The organism is Lysinibacillus sp. PWR01 (genome assembly GCF_043359455.1).
GTDB classification, from domain to species: Bacteria; Bacillota; Bacilli; order Bacillales_A; family Planococcaceae; genus Lysinibacillus; species Lysinibacillus fusiformis_F.
This window is the reverse complement of the sequence record NZ_JBHERJ010000033.1, coordinates 84,386-99,313: the sequence shown is the minus strand read 5'-3', so window position 1 is coordinate 99,313 and position 14,928 is coordinate 84,386. Positions and strand designations below refer to the sequence as shown.

General features: G+C 38.1%; 22 protein-coding genes. 11 read left to right on the top strand and 11 right to left on the bottom strand.

Features of this window, described 5'->3' with window-relative positions; all coding sequences use genetic code 11:
- The first annotated feature begins 103 nt into the window (after nucleotides 1–103).
- Nucleotides 104–733 carry a type 1 glutamine amidotransferase family protein gene (locus tag ACEVFT_RS04940; protein WP_393948471.1) on the top strand — a complete coding sequence of 210 codons (630 nt, stop codon included), beginning with the start codon at nucleotides 104–106 and terminating at the stop codon, nucleotides 731–733.
- Between the two features lie 54 nt (nucleotides 734–787).
- Here ACEVFT_RS04940 and ACEVFT_RS04935 read toward each other — a convergent pair whose 3' ends face one another.
- Nucleotides 788–1,285, bottom strand: a complete 498-nt coding sequence (locus ACEVFT_RS04935) for a DUF1648 domain-containing protein (RefSeq protein ID WP_393948469.1) — start codon at nucleotides 1,283–1,285, stop codon at nucleotides 788–790.
- 93 nt (nucleotides 1,286–1,378) lie between these two features.
- Here ACEVFT_RS04935 and ACEVFT_RS04930 point away from each other — a divergent pair, with 93 nt between their 5' ends.
- Both ACEVFT_RS04930 and ACEVFT_RS04925 read left to right on the top strand, forming a co-directional pair.
- Entirely contained in the window at nucleotides 1,379–2,119 is a 741-nt protein-coding gene (locus ACEVFT_RS04930; RefSeq protein ID WP_393948466.1) for a sulfite exporter TauE/SafE family protein, read from the top strand.
- Nucleotides 2,120–2,131: 12 nt separating this feature from the next.
- Complete coding sequence (locus ACEVFT_RS04925; protein WP_393948480.1) at nucleotides 2,132–3,067, top strand: PD-(D/E)XK nuclease family protein; 936 nt, start codon at nucleotides 2,132–2,134, stop codon at nucleotides 3,065–3,067.
- 53 nt (nucleotides 3,068–3,120) lie between these two features.
- On the opposite strand, the gene ACEVFT_RS04920 is transcribed toward ACEVFT_RS04925, so the two are convergent.
- A complete protein-coding gene (locus ACEVFT_RS04920; protein WP_342534438.1) occupies nucleotides 3,121–3,342 on the bottom strand; it encodes a DUF3923 family protein in 222 nt (73 codons plus the stop codon).
- Between the two features lie 219 nt (nucleotides 3,343–3,561).
- Between ACEVFT_RS04920 and ACEVFT_RS04915 the strand changes: the two genes are divergently transcribed.
- From ACEVFT_RS04915 to ACEVFT_RS04900, 4 genes are all read left to right on the top strand, one after another.
- Nucleotides 3,562–4,215: a hypothetical protein gene (locus tag ACEVFT_RS04915; protein ID WP_342534439.1), complete on the top strand. Its 654-nt coding sequence runs from the start codon at nucleotides 3,562–3,564 to the stop codon at nucleotides 4,213–4,215.
- Nucleotides 4,216–4,341: 126 nt separating this feature from the next.
- On the top strand, nucleotides 4,342–4,494 hold the full coding sequence (locus ACEVFT_RS04910) for a hypothetical protein (protein WP_205442913.1): 153 nt from the start codon (nucleotides 4,342–4,344) through the stop codon (nucleotides 4,492–4,494).
- Nucleotides 4,495–4,675: 181 nt separating this feature from the next.
- Nucleotides 4,676–5,836, top strand: a complete 1,161-nt coding sequence (locus ACEVFT_RS04905) for an MFS transporter (RefSeq protein ID WP_393948463.1) — start codon at nucleotides 4,676–4,678, stop codon at nucleotides 5,834–5,836.
- Between the two features lie 253 nt (nucleotides 5,837–6,089).
- Complete coding sequence (locus ACEVFT_RS04900; RefSeq protein WP_393948461.1) at nucleotides 6,090–6,857, top strand: hypothetical protein; 768 nt, start codon at nucleotides 6,090–6,092, stop codon at nucleotides 6,855–6,857.
- A 95-nt stretch (nucleotides 6,858–6,952) separates the two neighbouring features.
- Here ACEVFT_RS04900 and ACEVFT_RS04895 read toward each other — a convergent pair whose 3' ends face one another.
- The 4 genes from ACEVFT_RS04895 to ACEVFT_RS04880 all read right to left on the bottom strand — a co-directional run bounded on the left by ACEVFT_RS04895 (nucleotide 6,953) and on the right by ACEVFT_RS04880 (nucleotide 10,012).
- Nucleotides 6,953–7,300 (bottom strand): VOC family protein, encoded by a 348-nt coding sequence (locus tag ACEVFT_RS04895; protein ID WP_393948479.1) that lies wholly within the window; start codon nucleotides 7,298–7,300, stop codon nucleotides 6,953–6,955.
- A 107-nt stretch (nucleotides 7,301–7,407) separates the two neighbouring features.
- On the bottom strand, nucleotides 7,408–8,574 hold the full coding sequence (locus tag ACEVFT_RS04890; protein WP_205442922.1) for a Ger(x)C family spore germination protein: 1,167 nt from the start codon (nucleotides 8,572–8,574) through the stop codon (nucleotides 7,408–7,410).
- A 132-nt stretch (nucleotides 8,575–8,706) separates the two neighbouring features.
- The gene (locus ACEVFT_RS04885; RefSeq protein ID WP_205442923.1) at nucleotides 8,707–8,952 is read right to left on the bottom strand and encodes a YkuS family protein; all 246 of its coding nucleotides are present in this window, start codon (nucleotides 8,950–8,952) and stop codon (nucleotides 8,707–8,709) included.
- Nucleotides 8,953–9,034: 82 nt separating this feature from the next.
- Nucleotides 9,035–10,012, bottom strand: coding sequence for a dimethylarginine dimethylaminohydrolase family protein (locus ACEVFT_RS04880; RefSeq protein ID WP_393948458.1), 978 nt, complete (start codon nucleotides 10,010–10,012; stop codon nucleotides 9,035–9,037).
- Nucleotides 10,013–10,130: 118 nt separating this feature from the next.
- Between ACEVFT_RS04880 and ACEVFT_RS04875 the strand changes: the two genes are divergently transcribed.
- A complete protein-coding gene (locus tag ACEVFT_RS04875) occupies nucleotides 10,131–10,328 on the top strand; it encodes a transmembrane Fragile-X-F protein (protein ID WP_393948455.1) in 198 nt (65 codons plus the stop codon).
- A 67-nt stretch (nucleotides 10,329–10,395) separates the two neighbouring features.
- On the opposite strand, the gene ACEVFT_RS04870 is transcribed toward ACEVFT_RS04875, so the two are convergent.
- Both ACEVFT_RS04870 and ACEVFT_RS04865 read right to left on the bottom strand, forming a co-directional pair.
- Complete coding sequence (locus ACEVFT_RS04870; protein ID WP_393948453.1) at nucleotides 10,396–10,821, bottom strand: hypothetical protein; 426 nt, start codon at nucleotides 10,819–10,821, stop codon at nucleotides 10,396–10,398.
- 85 nt (nucleotides 10,822–10,906) lie between these two features.
- Nucleotides 10,907–11,482 (bottom strand): LOG family protein, encoded by a 576-nt coding sequence (locus ACEVFT_RS04865; protein WP_205442932.1) that lies wholly within the window; start codon nucleotides 11,480–11,482, stop codon nucleotides 10,907–10,909.
- Between the two features lie 79 nt (nucleotides 11,483–11,561).
- On the opposite strand from ACEVFT_RS04865, the gene ACEVFT_RS04860 reads away from it, so the two are divergent.
- Both ACEVFT_RS04860 and ACEVFT_RS04855 read left to right on the top strand, forming a co-directional pair.
- Nucleotides 11,562–11,879 carry a MazG nucleotide pyrophosphohydrolase domain-containing protein gene (locus ACEVFT_RS04860; protein WP_205447417.1) on the top strand — a complete coding sequence of 106 codons (318 nt, stop codon included), beginning with the start codon at nucleotides 11,562–11,564 and terminating at the stop codon, nucleotides 11,877–11,879.
- Nucleotides 11,880–11,889: 10 nt separating this feature from the next.
- Entirely contained in the window at nucleotides 11,890–12,333 is a 444-nt protein-coding gene (locus ACEVFT_RS04855; protein WP_393948449.1) for a GNAT family N-acetyltransferase, read from the top strand.
- Nucleotides 12,334–12,485: 152 nt separating this feature from the next.
- On the opposite strand, the gene ACEVFT_RS04850 is transcribed toward ACEVFT_RS04855, so the two are convergent.
- Nucleotides 12,486–12,938 (bottom strand): NUDIX domain-containing protein, encoded by a 453-nt coding sequence (locus ACEVFT_RS04850; RefSeq protein WP_393948448.1) that lies wholly within the window; start codon nucleotides 12,936–12,938, stop codon nucleotides 12,486–12,488.
- A 95-nt stretch (nucleotides 12,939–13,033) separates the two neighbouring features.
- Between ACEVFT_RS04850 and ACEVFT_RS04845 the strand changes: the two genes are divergently transcribed.
- A complete protein-coding gene (locus ACEVFT_RS04845) occupies nucleotides 13,034–13,534 on the top strand; it encodes a hypothetical protein (RefSeq protein WP_243456428.1) in 501 nt (166 codons plus the stop codon).
- A 325-nt stretch (nucleotides 13,535–13,859) separates the two neighbouring features.
- Here ACEVFT_RS04845 and ACEVFT_RS04840 read toward each other — a convergent pair whose 3' ends face one another.
- Nucleotides 13,860–14,567 carry a Fic/DOC family protein gene (locus ACEVFT_RS04840; protein ID WP_393948446.1) on the bottom strand — a complete coding sequence of 236 codons (708 nt, stop codon included), beginning with the start codon at nucleotides 14,565–14,567 and terminating at the stop codon, nucleotides 13,860–13,862.
- A 3-nt stretch (nucleotides 14,568–14,570) separates the two neighbouring features.
- Nucleotides 14,571–14,756, bottom strand: a complete 186-nt coding sequence (locus tag ACEVFT_RS04835) for an antitoxin VbhA family protein (protein ID WP_048390572.1) — start codon at nucleotides 14,754–14,756, stop codon at nucleotides 14,571–14,573.
- Between the last annotated feature and the right edge of the window lie 172 nt (nucleotides 14,757–14,928).

The following is a 14,928-nucleotide window of genomic DNA, read 5'->3' as shown; positions in this document are numbered from 1 at the left end:
AATTGACTGTTTTGTTTTTCAACACTAAGAAAACTTTACTGACGGAGAATGTCAGTAAAGTTTTTTTATACTAAGGATAGTTTCATTTAAAGGAGTGTTTATTATGCAGACAAGAAAAGTATATCTTTATGTATTTGATACGATGGCAGATTGGGAGATAGGGTATTTAATGGCCGAATTAAATACAGGTAGGTATTTTAAAAAGGGGTTAGAGCCTTTAGAGGTGATGACTGTAGGGATTGATAGAAATCCTGTTACGACGATGGGTGGCATCACCATACTTCCGACGCTGGCCGTTGCTGAATGTCACTTGAATAGCATGGATGTCTTGATTCTTCCAGGAGGCAATACATGGCTAGAATCTATTCATGAGCCTGTATTGAATATAGTCTCAAAAGCGTTGAACGAAAATGTTTTCGTAGCTGCAATTTGTGGTGCAACGTTTGGTCTCGCAAAGGTTGGTTTGCTTGATACAAGACAACATACGAGCAACGATCTCGAATACTTGAAGATGCTTTGTCCACATTATATTGGGGATGAACATTTTAAACAGAAGCCAGCCGTAACTGAAAGGAATTTAGTAACGGCATCTGGCATTGCACCGTTGGGATTTGCCTACCATGTTTTGAGGCTACTCGATGTTTTTACACCAGAAACATTACATGCTTGGTTTAAGCTTTATGAGACGCAGGAGAAAAAATATTTTTATGAATTAATGTCATCCATTGAATAATAATTAGTCTAAGAAGAGCATGTTCATTGTTAAAACATGCTCTCTTTTTTTACATTAACTTTTTTTATTCAACAAAATGCCTCGCACAATCCCCATCATGAAGATGCCACATAACAGCAGCAAAAATAGGTAAGCATGCCATTGCTGTAAAATACGTTCACGTCCTAGAGCCACAGTGAGATCATTGAACAGGGAGTAGGTGAAATACAATAGAATACTATTTTTGATGAGACAAAAGGTAAGGATGCCATTTTGTCGTTGTCTATGGGACAGTGGGGCTTTATTTTTGCGCATCACAGGATAAGCGGCTTTTATCTCTAAATAGTGTAAAAGTAAAAAGAGCATGAGTGCGACAAAGGGTAAATAAAAAATAGCGATTTTTGGTCCGAACTGGGCTTGGTCACTTGTGAAGCTTTGTAAGACAGGAATCGTGGCAGGGAGCTTGCCATATTGAATGAGTGTTGCTGTAATACCAGCTAGAAAAATAGTAGACACGATAACAGTTAGCTGGTGACAAAAGCGTGGTGTGGGTGTTTTTTGTTGTATATGCATCCTTGCTCCTCATTTCCATCATCATTGATAATAACAATCTGTTATACTGTATCATAGAATGATTGCTTTTTGTGTTAGAGAAAGAAGGATATTATGGAATACTTGTTGTTTTTACTAATTGGCATCATAGGGAATGTCATTGGCACGTTAGTTGGGGGCGGTGGTTTAATTACCTTGCCAACGATGATGCTTATGGGTGTACCCGTCCATTCGGCTATTGGCGCGAATAAAGTGTCCAATATGGTAAGTGCTTTTTCAAGCTTTTATACGATTTATCAACGTAAGGAATTAGCCTGGACCGAAATGCGTTCGGTGTTACTTGTCTCTTTGATTGGTGGTACATTGGGGGGACTTTTCGCTTCATTCATGAGCAGTCAAACATTGACGTTCATTGCGATTATTTTACTTGGCTTTGCGCTTGTCATGTCCTTTATGGGTGGTGCTGATTTTGGCGACAAGGAACGCTTTACGATGAATCGAAAAAACGGTCCTATCCTTCTTGGGGTAGGCTTTTATGACGGCATGTTTGGCCCTGGCAGTAGTACATTGGCGCTTTATACATATGCACATGAGAAGATTTCCTATATTAAAGCAGTGGGGCTATCACGGGTAGGGGTATTTGCAATGTGCTCAGGAGCAGCGATTACCTATATTGCTACGGGGAAAATTGAATGGCCATTAACGCTTATTTTAATGATTGGCTCGACGATTGGTGCACAAATTGGGCTCGTGCTCGCGAGAAAAGTGAAAGCAAATCAGGTAAAGCTTTTACTGCGTATTGTAACGATTGTGCTGATCGTACAGCTTGTTTATGATTTCATCCATCAGCTTTAGGAGGTGATTGTCCTGTTTGAAATTTCACCCTATCCAACCTTTTCCTGGTCGCTCTCGCGTCATAAAACATTGACAAGCTGCGCCCGCAAATATGGCTTTGAATATTACTTTTCACATAACGGGTGGCTCAGCTACAATGTGGAGCCCTATCATCAACAGGTGTATCGCTTAAAAAAGCTGCAATCGATGCCTATTTTATTTGGGCAAATTGTCCATCGATACATTGAGCAGGCCATTAATGATTATCTACAAACAGGTAAAGCTCCTACTGTAGAGGAGTTGATTCAATTGGCACGCGGGCAGCTTAATGCAGCCTTTATTGACTCCACTCGTCGTCTTGAATTTTGGAGACAAAAACCGAATAAATACTATATGATGCAGGAAATTTATTATCAAGGCACACTTTCTCCTGAGCTTGTGCAGGACTATAAAGAACGTTTACGACTTGTTTTTAACCATTTTTTGATGAGCGAAACATTCCAGCAAATCACCTCGCAAAAAGGCTCTCTCCGTATAGGGGAACCAGAGCAATTCCGCTCCATGAAAGTGGATGACGTCCAGGTATTCGTTGTTATGGACTTTCATTATTATGATGAAGTTGCGGATAAATGGATTATTGTAGACTGGAAAACGGGCGGAGAGTCTGATGATGACCGTCAACAATTAGCGCTCTACGCTTACTATGTTCAGCAGAAATACCGTGTGTCTCTGGCACAAATCGAGGTATATAATGAATATTTATTAACAGGAAAACGCAAGAAATATAGTTTTACTGACTTCGATATGGAGAATATTTTGTATACATTTCAGCGCAGTGTCTTAGAAATGAAAAAGTATCAGGCAGATATTTTCTCCAACGAGCCCGTAGACATCGAGGATTTTGAACAAACACAGGAAAAATGGCATTGTCGCGGCTGTAATTTCAGGGAGTTATGCGCGCCAATGTGAGTTCGAAAAAGAAGCGATTGCTAAAATAGCCACTCGCTTCTTTTTAAGTGATTTTAGTTAAATGAGCTTTGTGCTTTTTTAATAAAGTAAAGAAAAATTAATTGCACAAGTACAACTATTAGAAACATGAGGCCCAAAATAACGAATGAAACCATTTTACTTTCAGGTGTTTGCGCAATCCCTGCACCATCAACATTTATTGCCCCAATAAATACGGCGATGCCAGAAAAAATCAATAACCATACAATATTTACAGCCCACCAAATTATTTTCATACCCGACATAAACATCCTCTTTCTTCTTGTAATTCCCTCTTATTTCTTTATTATATCAATTTACCTTAATTTCGTAAATTTTCCACATCCTTCAGACGGATTGACGATAAAATAGATGTTTTTCACAGGCTTCATTCCTTCTTCAGGGGATATATGGTAAATTTGGTATGTACATATTTTTGTATGTCACCTAGCCATTTTCTAGAAAGGAGGCAGCATATGATTAACAATAAAAAGGCGTTTATTGGGTCAATCGTTATTTTGGGTATATGTATGTGTCTATTTTTTCCGTATCCCTACAATGAAGCGATGATTGCACATACTACATTCATGTCAATTCCCATCGAAACACAGGATGGATACGTGTTACTCGGCATTTTTTGCTCGATTTTATTTATAATCGCCATGATTATACTACTTAGGAGCATAAACAAATATCTTTTTCGAACATTTGTCATCGTAGTATTACTCTATTCATTTTTACCCCATTTGCTCATTATGGCATATCAAGAAACCTTTGCTAGTGGCATTATGGCCATTTCATATAAAGGAGACGGTAACTGTCATTTTGATATGGTGAGAAAAGACTTAATGAATGGGGAATGTACCCTTGTATTACATAATCGAAGCAATGAAGCAGTGTCCTTTGATTTACAATTTATCGATACGAGTTTTTTTAAAGATGATGAGCGTATGAATTCGCTTATGAATATTGCAGGGCCATATCATGTGACAATCGAGGCCAATCGTGAAAAATCTATTCATCTAAAGGAATTACTCGATGTAACAAATGTTCCTAATCATATATATAGTGGGGGCTCCTCCAAGGTGCATGTTCAATTAAGGGACGGAGACAATGAAAGAACCTTATAGATAGGCGATGAGGGGAAAACATTTTGCGTCTCCTACATCGTTTCAACGTTGGATTTGCTTTTATGGGAGACTTGTATTAAATTATAATAAGCTATGAATTGATTTTGAGAGAGGAGGCAAAAAGTCATGGAAACGATTTTTAGAAGAACGGCGATTGAGGTAAAGACATTCTTACAATTAGATGATTTATGCTCAAAGGGACCAGTCTGTGGTTTTTTAAGGAAACAGCATATTGAGATTAGTAACCGGAAGCTTTTTGCCTTTGTCAGTCATGTGTGAAAAATGACTTTTTAACGATACAAAGTAATTTCTAGACGCCGGTTTTATGGCGTCTTTTTTGTTGTGATTCAACTGAGAGAGGGTGAGCTAATTGCTAAAAAAACTAAGGCAATTAAGGAATGTTGCAGTGTTCCTAGCGCTTCTAATTTAGAAAAAACAATTAGAAGCGAGGAATTATACGATGAAAAAACAACCAATTTTTACTTCATCATTTCTTTTTCTATTTATAAGTAATTTTTTTATTTTTATAGGATTTGAAATGCTACTGCCTATTTTACCAGCCTATTTATTAAGCATAAACGCCAATCCGATGCAAGTAGGCTTGGTGACGACGGTATTTACACTAGGCGCCATTACGATAAGACCTTTTATAGGATACTATTTAATCGATCATAAGCGAAAAAAACTAGCCATTGTTGCAAGTATCATGTTACTAATCATTACAATGCTGTATCCACTGCTTAATACGATTTGGATTTTCCTGTTGTTGCGACTTTTCCATGGAACGGCGTGGGGGGTATCGACGACAGCCAATAGTACAATGGCTGTAGATAGTATTCCTAAAGCTCGATTAGGAGAGGGAATGGGTTATTTCTCGGTGTCAACAACAGTCGGAGCGATTGTTGCACCAAGTCTCGGGATCCTTATTTATAGTTCCTTTTCTTTTCATACTTTGATTTGGTCATCTGCCTTACTAAGTTTATTTGCGATCCTAATGCTTTCATTTGTGCATTCTACGGCACCTACTCAAAATGACAAGCAGCCATTTCGATTTATGGAAGCGTTATTTGAAAAAGAGGTAAGGTTTCAGGCATTATTGACAGTCGTGACGACGCTTGGTTTTGGCGCCATCATTACATTTTTAGTTCTTTTTGGTGAACAAAAGGGATTAGCACATATTTTTCTATTCTTTCTGATCAACGCAATTGTTTCCACTTTAATACGTCCATTTACAGGGAAATGGTTTGATAAGCATGGACCATGGTCGATCATCATTGTGTCAGCCATCTTCGGTTTCCTATCATTAATCGTGTTGTCCTATATGACAAATAGTCTCACACTGATTATCGCAGCGATTTTATTCGGTGCAGGCTATGGCACCGTTATGCCGTGCTTACAAACATGGGCTGTTCAAAAAGTAAGTGAAGCCAAAAGTGGTGCAGCCAATGCCACTTTCCTTTCCAGTTTTGATGTTGGAGTTGGTTTGAGCGCATTCATCTTGGGGATGTTAGCTGAATGGATAAGTATAGAAATGATTTTCCGACTTGTTAGCCTAAGCTTTCTTCTTGTCGCCCTGTTAGTCTACCGAGATTATATTGTTAATAAGAAAACAAACCATTAATCCAGTAAGAAGGACCCGTATCCGTTAATTGCCCCTTAAAGAAGGACTTTAATTTTACACGTCTTATTTAAAGGGGATTTTTATATGAACAACATCATTAGACTTCTTCACTCAGTACAACCAAAAAATACCATCAATAGCACTTAGATAGGATTGGAAGCCACTTGCGTGATAACAAATAGTTGGAAAATTCAATCCAAATTATTTAGGTTTGAGGTATGATAGGGAGTAGGCAAGCTTTGGAGGATTTTAAATGGGAAATGAACAATTATTAAAGCATGTTAGAACCTTATTGGAGATGTATGAAGAAGGAGACCTTGGTGGGGAAGTAATGCCTGAAGATGTGTTAAAGGGTGTTGTAGAAGATGCAGATTTACTTCAGGTGCTAACGCTAGCAATGGCTTTGAATTATCAACGAAATTCTTATGCGTTGTGGGAATCTGTTGTCAAGGCTTATCAAGATGAAAAAACAGCATGGATTTTTCAGCCTGAAATCGTCTCAAATTGTGATATTCATGATTTACGCGAGGCATTATTGCTTCATCGTGTTGCTTTACAACCTAATCGACATCCTGAGATTTGGCAACGGGTAGCGAAAGGTATTGTAAATTCCTCTGCAAATGGAGATGTACAGGGGCTGATAGCATCTACTCACTTTGATATTGCTATCTTAAAAGAGCTGATGCAACATACTCGCAAAGCGGAATTCCCCTATTTATCTGGACCTAAAATTTTCAATTACTGGCTATATGTTTTGGAGAGCTACGCATCTATTAAGTGGCGTTCTCGCGAGCTTATAACAATCGCTCCAGATACACATATAATGAAAGCAACTGTTAAATTAGGGTTATGTATGGAAGAGGTGTTAGATGGGGGAGCGAATGATCGTAAAGTTGTAGCGAATGCCTGGGAGCGAGCGCTCAAAGGAACTGGAATAGCCCCAATCGATATCCATACGCCATTATGGTTGTGGTCTCGAGCTGGATTCCCTTCGCTCCAAGAGAAAAGGCAAAGGGTGTAGCCGTGCAGCTTTTAAAACCTAAAGAGCATGTTTTGATTATATGTTTTCAAAACATGCTCTTACTTATTGTGGGTGTATTTAGTAAAGATTAAAAACTATTTCTCCCAAAGCTCGATCAGTCGACCTTCTGGATCTTTAATCCAAATAAACTTTCCGAATTCGCTACTTTCTTGAGGCTTTGCAAGGGGAACAGCAAGATGTTCAAGATGCTTTATCATCTCGTTTAAATCATGTACTTGGAAATTCAACATTACTTGTTGTTCTGTGGGAAAATAACTGTCCTGTTCAGTGAAGAAAGAAAAGATCGTTTCATTGCCTTCTTGGGGTTTCATGATTGTCCCATTCCAATCGTCTATTTCCAACATCAAGACTTCGTTGTACCATTTTTTTACAGAATCTAGATTCTTTGTTCGCCAAAAAATGCCACCAAAACCTTTTATCATCGTATCGAACTCCTGTCTATTTAAAGTTTCCTCATCTTTACCATTAATATAGCATGACAAGTTGGGCATAAGAAAGAGACCATGCCAATTTGAATGGTCTCTACCTATTATTCGGTAACCGTCTCTGCAAATGTTTTACGGCCAGGGCTTACTTTATTAATATGAATATCGATTTTACTAATGGAGTCTTTGCTTAATGGAATTTTGCCATCCTTCTCTAATTTTTTCCACGTTTTTACATTACCACGATAAAGATATTCGGATAGGCGAAAGACATCTGCATCCAGCTTTAGCCCTTCCTCAAAGGTAGTCATGATTTCTTCTCTGACTGCTTTTTCTACTTTTTTTCTTACCTGATTGGGTGTGAGCTTCCCTTTAAATCCATTTAAAATCGTATCGAATTTTAAATAGACCTCAAATGTTACGTCATTCCCTTTGACAATTGGTTTGACCTTAACATCTAGCTTTTTAATATCAACGGTTAAGTAATCACTTTTTTCATTATTTTCTAATTCAACGGTGATTTCACCTTGCTTTGTTTCATCATTCATCCACTCGATTCCACGAGCCGTTTTGCCTTTAATATAGCCTTTGAAACTATCCTTTGACAGAATACCAACACCAGCAAAAACGGTTTCTGTTTTGGATCCATCTGTTGTTTCCCAGTTTTCGTTGACGGTTACGTAAGGAATTTTCATTTCGTGGTTTGGCTCATTTAAGCCAATGACTAGCTGTCTTAAATTGACAGGCTCTACAAATGACTCCTGCTTAGCTGTATTTTTAGGATTACTTAATTTGGCTGCAGTTGGTGATTTCTCTAACAATGGAGAAACTAATAAAACATCCTTAATAGGATCTTGGGTACAGTAAACCCAAATATGATATCTGGTCTCGCGAAAGCGTAAAAAAGTATCAATAACCGCAATAGCACGCTCATCTTTCATAGCACTCTCGGAGAAGAGAAGAAAGGTCATATGTCCCCAAAATACTTCTTGGTCCATTGAACGATACAATTTGTAAATGGCTTCTTCTATTGTTTTTCCCTTCGCTTGGCCAATTTCGGTAGGTGCCGCTTCTGGATTAGCGGATTCTGTTTTCGCTACATTAGCAAAGTTGATAATTTGTAAGTATGCTGTATATTCATTATCCTTATAGTCAACCCCTACACCTTGTACGTAATACATTCGTTGTGGCTCTGTGACATCCCAACAGCCTGACATCAGTAGTGTAGTCGTAAGCATGACAATAATAATCGCAATCTTTTTTTGGCTCATATGTCTCCCTACTTTTTAAAGTTCGTGTATATTAGTTTGTACAAGAACGCAAGGTATTATAAGTAGAGACCATTTAGTATGTAGAAAAGTGCTGCTCTTGTCAAAAATGACATGGAGACAGCACTAGTGGTTTTAGTGGAAATATTTTTGGACGCGTTGAACGACCTCGTTTGCCGAAAGTCCATCTGCATCAATGACAGGGCCTGCCATGACTGGATCACTAATTCCCATAACATCGCGGTCCTGACCTGTAATGATACAAGCATCACATTTTTTCGCATCCTCTTCATTGCGAAGCTGGATGACTTCATAGCCTTGTGCCTTTAAAGCATCCTCAATATTTGATAATGATTGTTCAACACCAATAATTCTAGACATTTCTTGTCCACCTCCTACAAATAATGTGCCATTTCAGGTAGCTCATTATTCATATTATTTTTTTAGAGGAGATGGATAATTTTTAGAGATCTGTCCGTAATAGTGGTTGTGTACTACATCTAAAAGAACCGCCAAAGCTTCGAGAGATTGTAAAATCAACATATTCTACTGTGATACCTCTCTGTGCTAGTTGCTCGCCAATCCATGTAAATTCTTTATCTGTAATATAGACTTCTTCATTAATTGGTAAACCGTTAGTAGCCAGTCTTGCGGCATCCTCTAGAGAAACGTGAATTTTATCCCAATCCTGTAGCTGTTCGGGAATGCCGTCTACGAGCGCTTCCTCACAAACAATCATCAGACCCTCTCTAACCAAGCTTAGCGCACAGTCGAGATGGAGAATAGTTGGATGAAGCGGCACTTCGACCACCTTATAATCAACGTTACTTGCCAGATTACGCAGCCATTGCACTCCGTTTTTATTGGAGGCTAATCCTGAATTTCCGACGAAAATCGTTTTATCTAACACTAACACATCGCCACCCTCTAAAAATGGGCCAGCCTCAGAATCCAAACCATCTGCCATATCAGGCTTTGGAATGGAGACATAGAAACATTGATTTTCGTTTGCTTCCTGTGCTAAAAGATTGCGCACTGGCAAAACTTCGTTGCGTCTATGTGGGAATCGAAGGGAACCCTCGATTAAGAAATGGCCGATGGTGAAAAAGGGATCGCGAACGAAGAAATTGCTATAGCCATCTTCTTTTCCTGTCTGTTTTTCATAGTCTGTTAAACGTCTTGGTACTTGTACTTCTACATCGTATTTTTCTAATACCTTCTTTAAATTGGCTCTTTCCAATTCCCATTGCTGCTGTCTTTCTGGAAAGACGTCTTTGAAATTTTTACCGAGTGTATCTGCGTTTGCGTAAAGTGCTAATGTTTCTTCTGTTAAAAATGCATCATCTGTTAGATCATCCTTCGCTGGAAAAGCAAATTCCGATTGCGCCATGACAACTCGTTTTAAAGGAGCAAACTCACTTTTTACAAAAATATTCGTCATCGTACTTCCTCCTGTTGTATGATTTAGAAAAAATAGTGAAAACTTTTCCTTCGATGTTCCTTATCGTAAGGTATATAGTTACTATATAGTCAAGAATGGGTTGTAAGGTGGTGAAAAGATGGGCATTGAAGAAGTGTTGACCATTGTCTTTGTCGTATTAAAGCTAACAGATGTCATTACATGGTCGTGGTGGCTGGTATTATTACCAGCGATTCTTTCATTTAGTCTGTATGCCATGATTGGGCTGGTGAAGCTCGGGATGGTATTGATTACTGTGGTAGCAGTGAAAAGGAGGCGGGTTGATAAAATCGATTGAAAAATGAAGTGTATGATTTCCTACATAAAAATCAGGAGAGGATCGAGCAAATTCGAATCCCTCCTGATTAGTTTAAGAAACTTTGAACAAATAAAAATAAATCAGCATTGTCCGCAAGAATGTATTGCTTCATATTTTTAGGATGCACGTTAATACCGATGACATTTCTGTCATAATCCACTTGAATTGTATACGATTCTTCTGCATTGGCAGAATTGAAAATTATATAAGCATCCGTATTAAATGCGGGTATATTCGGTATGAATTTCTTTTTCATCACTAGATTATCTAGTATCGAGATCAGTTGCTCTGTTTCCTCTGCGTCCAGATAATACGATTTTTCTCTCGTATCTGAAATCAAAACAAGTTGGATATTAGCTGTATTTAATTCAGGTACAGCATCATGAAAGGAAATGAGCGGTTTGCGAAAAAATACGAGTAGCAAAATGATCGCTAGTAATCCGAACGACCAGATCCATCTTTTGTTTCGCATAGTCATCGCCTCCTAGCTCTTCGACCAAATTTTGGATATTGAAAAAGGTGAGGTTAGTCCAACTAGGTCCAACCTCATCACTTGATTATTTGCTTAATTCATAGGTTTTCACAGCTGGAGGAACAAAGCTTTCGCATTTATCTAATAGGGCTGCTGCGTCCTCATCGACAATAAGTGCCTCACGATATTGGGCTTTTAAAAATTGTTCATTTTGCATATGGTCAAAGAATGAAATTAATAAATCAAAATAGCGTTCCATATTGAAAATAGCACAGGGTTTTTGAAGCAGACCGATTTGATTCCACGTAAATACTTCAAAAAATTCCTCTAATGTTCCAGGTCCACCAGGAAGGGCGATAAAGCCATCTGCTAATTCCATCATTTTACTTTTACGTTCATGCATCGTGTTCACAACAATTAGCTCTGTCAGCTGTTGATGCGCAATTTCACGTTCTTCTAATAATGTCGGAATCACCCCAATGACCTTGCCGCCTTCTTCTAGCACTGTATTCGCTACTGTTGCCATGATGCCTACAGAAGCACCACCATAAATAAGGGTAATTTGTCTTTTGGCTAATTCTTTTCCTAGTAAAATGGCTCCTTGACGATAAGCGTCAGAAGCGCCTAGACTGGATCCGCAAAATACGGCAATACTTTTCATAGTTGATTTCCTCCATATCTGATCAAATTCTTTTATAGTATAATTTATTTTGAAGAGGAAGGAAATGGAGGAAACGGAATTGCAACTAAATGAATTTCAACGCTGGGTAAAGGATTATTATGAAGCACGTGGCTGGTCAGAGCTCAATATTTTTACACGTATTGGCTTTTTGGCAGAGGAAACAGGTGAGGTAGCAAGGGCGATTCGAGCAATCGAGATTGGTAGAGATCGACCAGATGAAAAAACACAATCCTTTGAGGAAAATAAACAGGAGCTGATTGAAGAGCTAGGGGATGTCCTAGGGAATCTTATAGTCATTGCCAATCAATATGATATTCCACTAGAAGAGATATTTGCGGCTCATCAAGACAAGCTTATAAAACGCTACCAAGAGTAGGAGGAGCAGGATGGAGTATCAAGTAGAGGTTGTACGTGAACAGCATAAGGATTTTACGAATTTTTTAAGCGAAAAAATTCGTGCCTACAATAATGAGCATTCCTCTTATCATCGTGAAAGTAGACAGAAGGGGGCGGTTCGTCCTTTACAGTTGATTGTCACAGATCAACAGCAGCAATGGATAGGTGGTCTAACGGCTGAGATCTACTGGGGATGGGTGGAAATACATAAATTTTGGTTCAGTGAAGAATATCGTGGAAAGGGTATTGGCAAAAAGCTCTTAGCACAAGCAGAGTTGGTGGCGAAGGACATGGGGGCAACAAAAGCCTTGCTGACAACCTACGCGTTTCAAGCGCGTACATTTTACGAGGCACATGGCTATCAAGTAGTGGGAGAAATTCAAGATTACCCTCCAGGCAGTAGCTACTATACGATGGTGAAAGTGTTAGCTTAAGAATTGACAGAACTCGATTATTTTGAAAAATAGCAAAAATGGATATTAATTTTTCTGCCTCACTGAGTTAAATACTCCTTCCTAAATCAAAAAAATACTAGACTGAATGTATCTTGGTCTAGTATTTTTTCTTTTTGTCCCAGCCTCTGTTTTTAATTGACATCGCCCAAATAAATAGCTGTTTGTTGTCCTTGAATAAATTGTTGTAGGGGTTGGATAAGCGCTTTAGGGTAAAGTCTATAAGTATGAAGCTTTTCAATGGGAATCCATTGTGTCCCGACTTGATGACTATCTGGATTTGTTGGCTGAATGGTTTGCTCCTGTACCTGACATAGGAAATAATATTCTACTTGATGTACATCTGCGTCGAAGGCGGCATGCTCATGATTTTGTCCGATGTATTCTCGGATAAATTGTAGCTCTCCAATCTGAACGGAGGAGCCAATTTCTTCAAGGCATTCTCTTTGTAGCGTTTTGTGGAAGGTCTCTCCATGCTCCTGTCCGCCACCTGGGCAAAGATAAAAGTAGCCCTCGTCATCTTGATTTTTTGTTAGCAATAGCTTCCCATCCACGATGATGATTGCTTTGACAGAATTTCTAATCATCGACTTCTCCTTTTAATTGTTATTTTTTGTGATTATGACTAAAACGCATCATGAATGTCTACCTTAGTAAAAAGGGGAGATGAAGCGTGTATTCAATGTCCAATTTTAAATTACTTGTAGACAAACAGACTGAAATTGATACCATTTATCAGAATTGTAATGATTTAATTCAATCCAATGTTACACCGAAACTAGATGCAGAGGTGGAGCAGTTTTTAAAGCTAGTTGAACAGCATTTGACACAACAAGGCTTTACGATTACGAATACCTCAACGGGGTTAATCGCCAATTATCAAGAGGCTGTTATTAATGTAGATAAACATTCAAAGCATTTGGAAGAATGCTTTTTTATCAATTTAAATAGTTACGCCGAGGATCAAGTCTCTATTGTACTCGATATCTCACCAACGATGCTACCGAAAATTTCAAATCAGCTTGATGGCTATACAGATATTATCGAGCAAATGACGGATAAGCTAAAGCAAGCAAAAAGTCTGGAGAAAGCCTGTACGAATCCCAAATTTCTTTATAAAACGCAAAGCAATAAAGTTTTCCATTCCGCTCAGGAAGTTTTGGATTATTATTTTCAAGGATAGGAGAAGCACCTGGGACAAAACTAGCTGATATTCAAGAAAAGAGGAAACTTGATTCTGAGGACTGATTTCAACAGTATAGACAAATAAAAAATGCATCTTCGATTGAATAGGAGTTTAGAAACCTAAATTTCAATTGGGATGAGCGAATATAAGAGTGAGTTATCCATATGAAAAAATGAAAGCCTTTGAGACAGGTTTTAAATGAATTAATTGATACCTTGTGCGGAATATAAATACGAAAAGGATGATGATTCAATTACAATCACCATCTTTTTTAGTGTATAAAATAACTAAAAAATACTTAATCGGTAAATGAAATCATTCTTTAATCCGTTTCAAAGGGCTTTTCTTTATACTTGGAAACATCATAACGCCCAATTACTTGATAATTACTAGACGTTTCATCGTCAGCCTTGAATTTATTGAAATCAGGTACATCCAGTGCATCTGTCATCATCTTCAATAAATATTGTGGTTCCGAAGCTTCTTCTACTGCGGCAAGGACTAGTGCATTTCGTAAATATCCTGCATGCTGTGAGAGCAATTGAGCATTGAAGTCTAGCCTATTTGCTTCAGCAAAAAGCTTCATGAAAATCGATACTGTTCGTGTATTTCCTTCTCGGAAAGGATGAACACGCCAAAGCTTTGTCATAAATGAAGAAAAGTCCTCCACAAGGCGAGGATTAGAATACTTCCATTGCTTAGATTTAGACCAACTGAAAATAGTTTTTAAATCAGATACAATGTGATCTTTATCACTATAAGCAACAGATAATCCATTTAAAACATGTTCACTTTTATAAATATTGACTGTGCGGAATTCTCCTGCCCATGAATATAGCTCATGAAAAAGGAAGTGATGAATCTTTTGGAGACTTTCATATTTTTGAAAGTCAATCTCATACGTAATAGAAGAAATATCTATAATCCCAGCGATTAACAGTTGTGCTTCAACGTCAATCAATTGTTGTCCATCTCGAATATTTAATTTGTTGATTAAGACGTTTGTATTAGGATAAATATATGGGTCCATAAACTACTGTGAAGCCCTTGTATATTTTTCAACAATCGCTTGTTTCAATTGGCTGGATGATACTTGACCATTTTCATATTGGTTTAAGAGGTTTTGTGTAAATGCGCTCGGTTTTCCACCGTCAATGGCAGCCATACCCACTGCGAATTGCACTTGCTTTTTACGTTCCAAGGATGAATTTTCTTTCATAAATAACACCCCTCACTTTAATGGTATATCTATTATATCAGTTTTATGCATCAGGAGATAGTTAGATCACTACACGATTCCTACTGATATAGTTCAATCTTTGTCATTAGCATTTACAGTTTGAGTGAAAAAATTTAGAGCTAGGCAAGCCTATAATCAAAGTGGGTGAAAT

Coding starts and splice junctions, on each gene's coding strand:
- ACEVFT_RS04835 (WP_048390572.1), bottom strand. CDS start 14,756: ATGAAAGAAAATTCATCCTTGGAACGTAAAAAGCAAGTGCAATTCGCA.
- ACEVFT_RS04895 (WP_393948479.1), bottom strand. CDS start 7,300: ATGATAAAAGGTTTTGGTGGCATTTTTTGGCGAACAAAGAATCTAGAT.
- ACEVFT_RS04905 (WP_393948463.1), top strand. CDS start 4,676: ATGAAAAAACAACCAATTTTTACTTCATCATTTCTTTTTCTATTTATA.
- ACEVFT_RS04915 (WP_342534439.1), top strand. CDS start 3,562: ATGATTAACAATAAAAAGGCGTTTATTGGGTCAATCGTTATTTTGGGT.
- ACEVFT_RS04870 (WP_393948453.1), bottom strand. CDS start 10,821: ATGCGAAACAAAAGATGGATCTGGTCGTTCGGATTACTAGCGATCATT.
- ACEVFT_RS04940 (WP_393948471.1), top strand. CDS start 104: ATGCAGACAAGAAAAGTATATCTTTATGTATTTGATACGATGGCAGAT.
- ACEVFT_RS04840 (WP_393948446.1), bottom strand. CDS start 14,567: ATGGACCCATATATTTATCCTAATACAAACGTCTTAATCAACAAATTA.
- ACEVFT_RS04885 (WP_205442923.1), bottom strand. CDS start 8,952: ATGTCTAGAATTATTGGTGTTGAACAATCATTATCAAATATTGAGGAT.
- ACEVFT_RS04850 (WP_393948448.1), bottom strand. CDS start 12,938: ATGATTAGAAATTCTGTCAAAGCAATCATCATCGTGGATGGGAAGCTA.
- ACEVFT_RS04910 (WP_205442913.1), top strand. CDS start 4,342: ATGGAAACGATTTTTAGAAGAACGGCGATTGAGGTAAAGACATTCTTA.
- ACEVFT_RS04900 (WP_393948461.1), top strand. CDS start 6,090: ATGGGAAATGAACAATTATTAAAGCATGTTAGAACCTTATTGGAGATG.
- ACEVFT_RS04930 (WP_393948466.1), top strand. CDS start 1,379: ATGGAATACTTGTTGTTTTTACTAATTGGCATCATAGGGAATGTCATT.
- ACEVFT_RS04935 (WP_393948469.1), bottom strand. CDS start 1,285: ATGCATATACAACAAAAAACACCCACACCACGCTTTTGTCACCAGCTA.
- ACEVFT_RS04920 (WP_342534438.1), bottom strand. CDS start 3,342: ATGAAAATAATTTGGTGGGCTGTAAATATTGTATGGTTATTGATTTTT.
- ACEVFT_RS04845 (WP_243456428.1), top strand. CDS start 13,034: ATGTCCAATTTTAAATTACTTGTAGACAAACAGACTGAAATTGATACC.
- ACEVFT_RS04855 (WP_393948449.1), top strand. CDS start 11,890: ATGGAGTATCAAGTAGAGGTTGTACGTGAACAGCATAAGGATTTTACG.
- ACEVFT_RS04865 (WP_205442932.1), bottom strand. CDS start 11,482: ATGAAAAGTATTGCCGTATTTTGCGGATCCAGTCTAGGCGCTTCTGAC.
- ACEVFT_RS04875 (WP_393948455.1), top strand. CDS start 10,131: ATGGGCATTGAAGAAGTGTTGACCATTGTCTTTGTCGTATTAAAGCTA.
- ACEVFT_RS04880 (WP_393948458.1), bottom strand. CDS start 10,012: ATGACGAATATTTTTGTAAAAAGTGAGTTTGCTCCTTTAAAACGAGTT.
- ACEVFT_RS04890 (WP_205442922.1), bottom strand. CDS start 8,574: ATGAGCCAAAAAAAGATTGCGATTATTATTGTCATGCTTACGACTACA.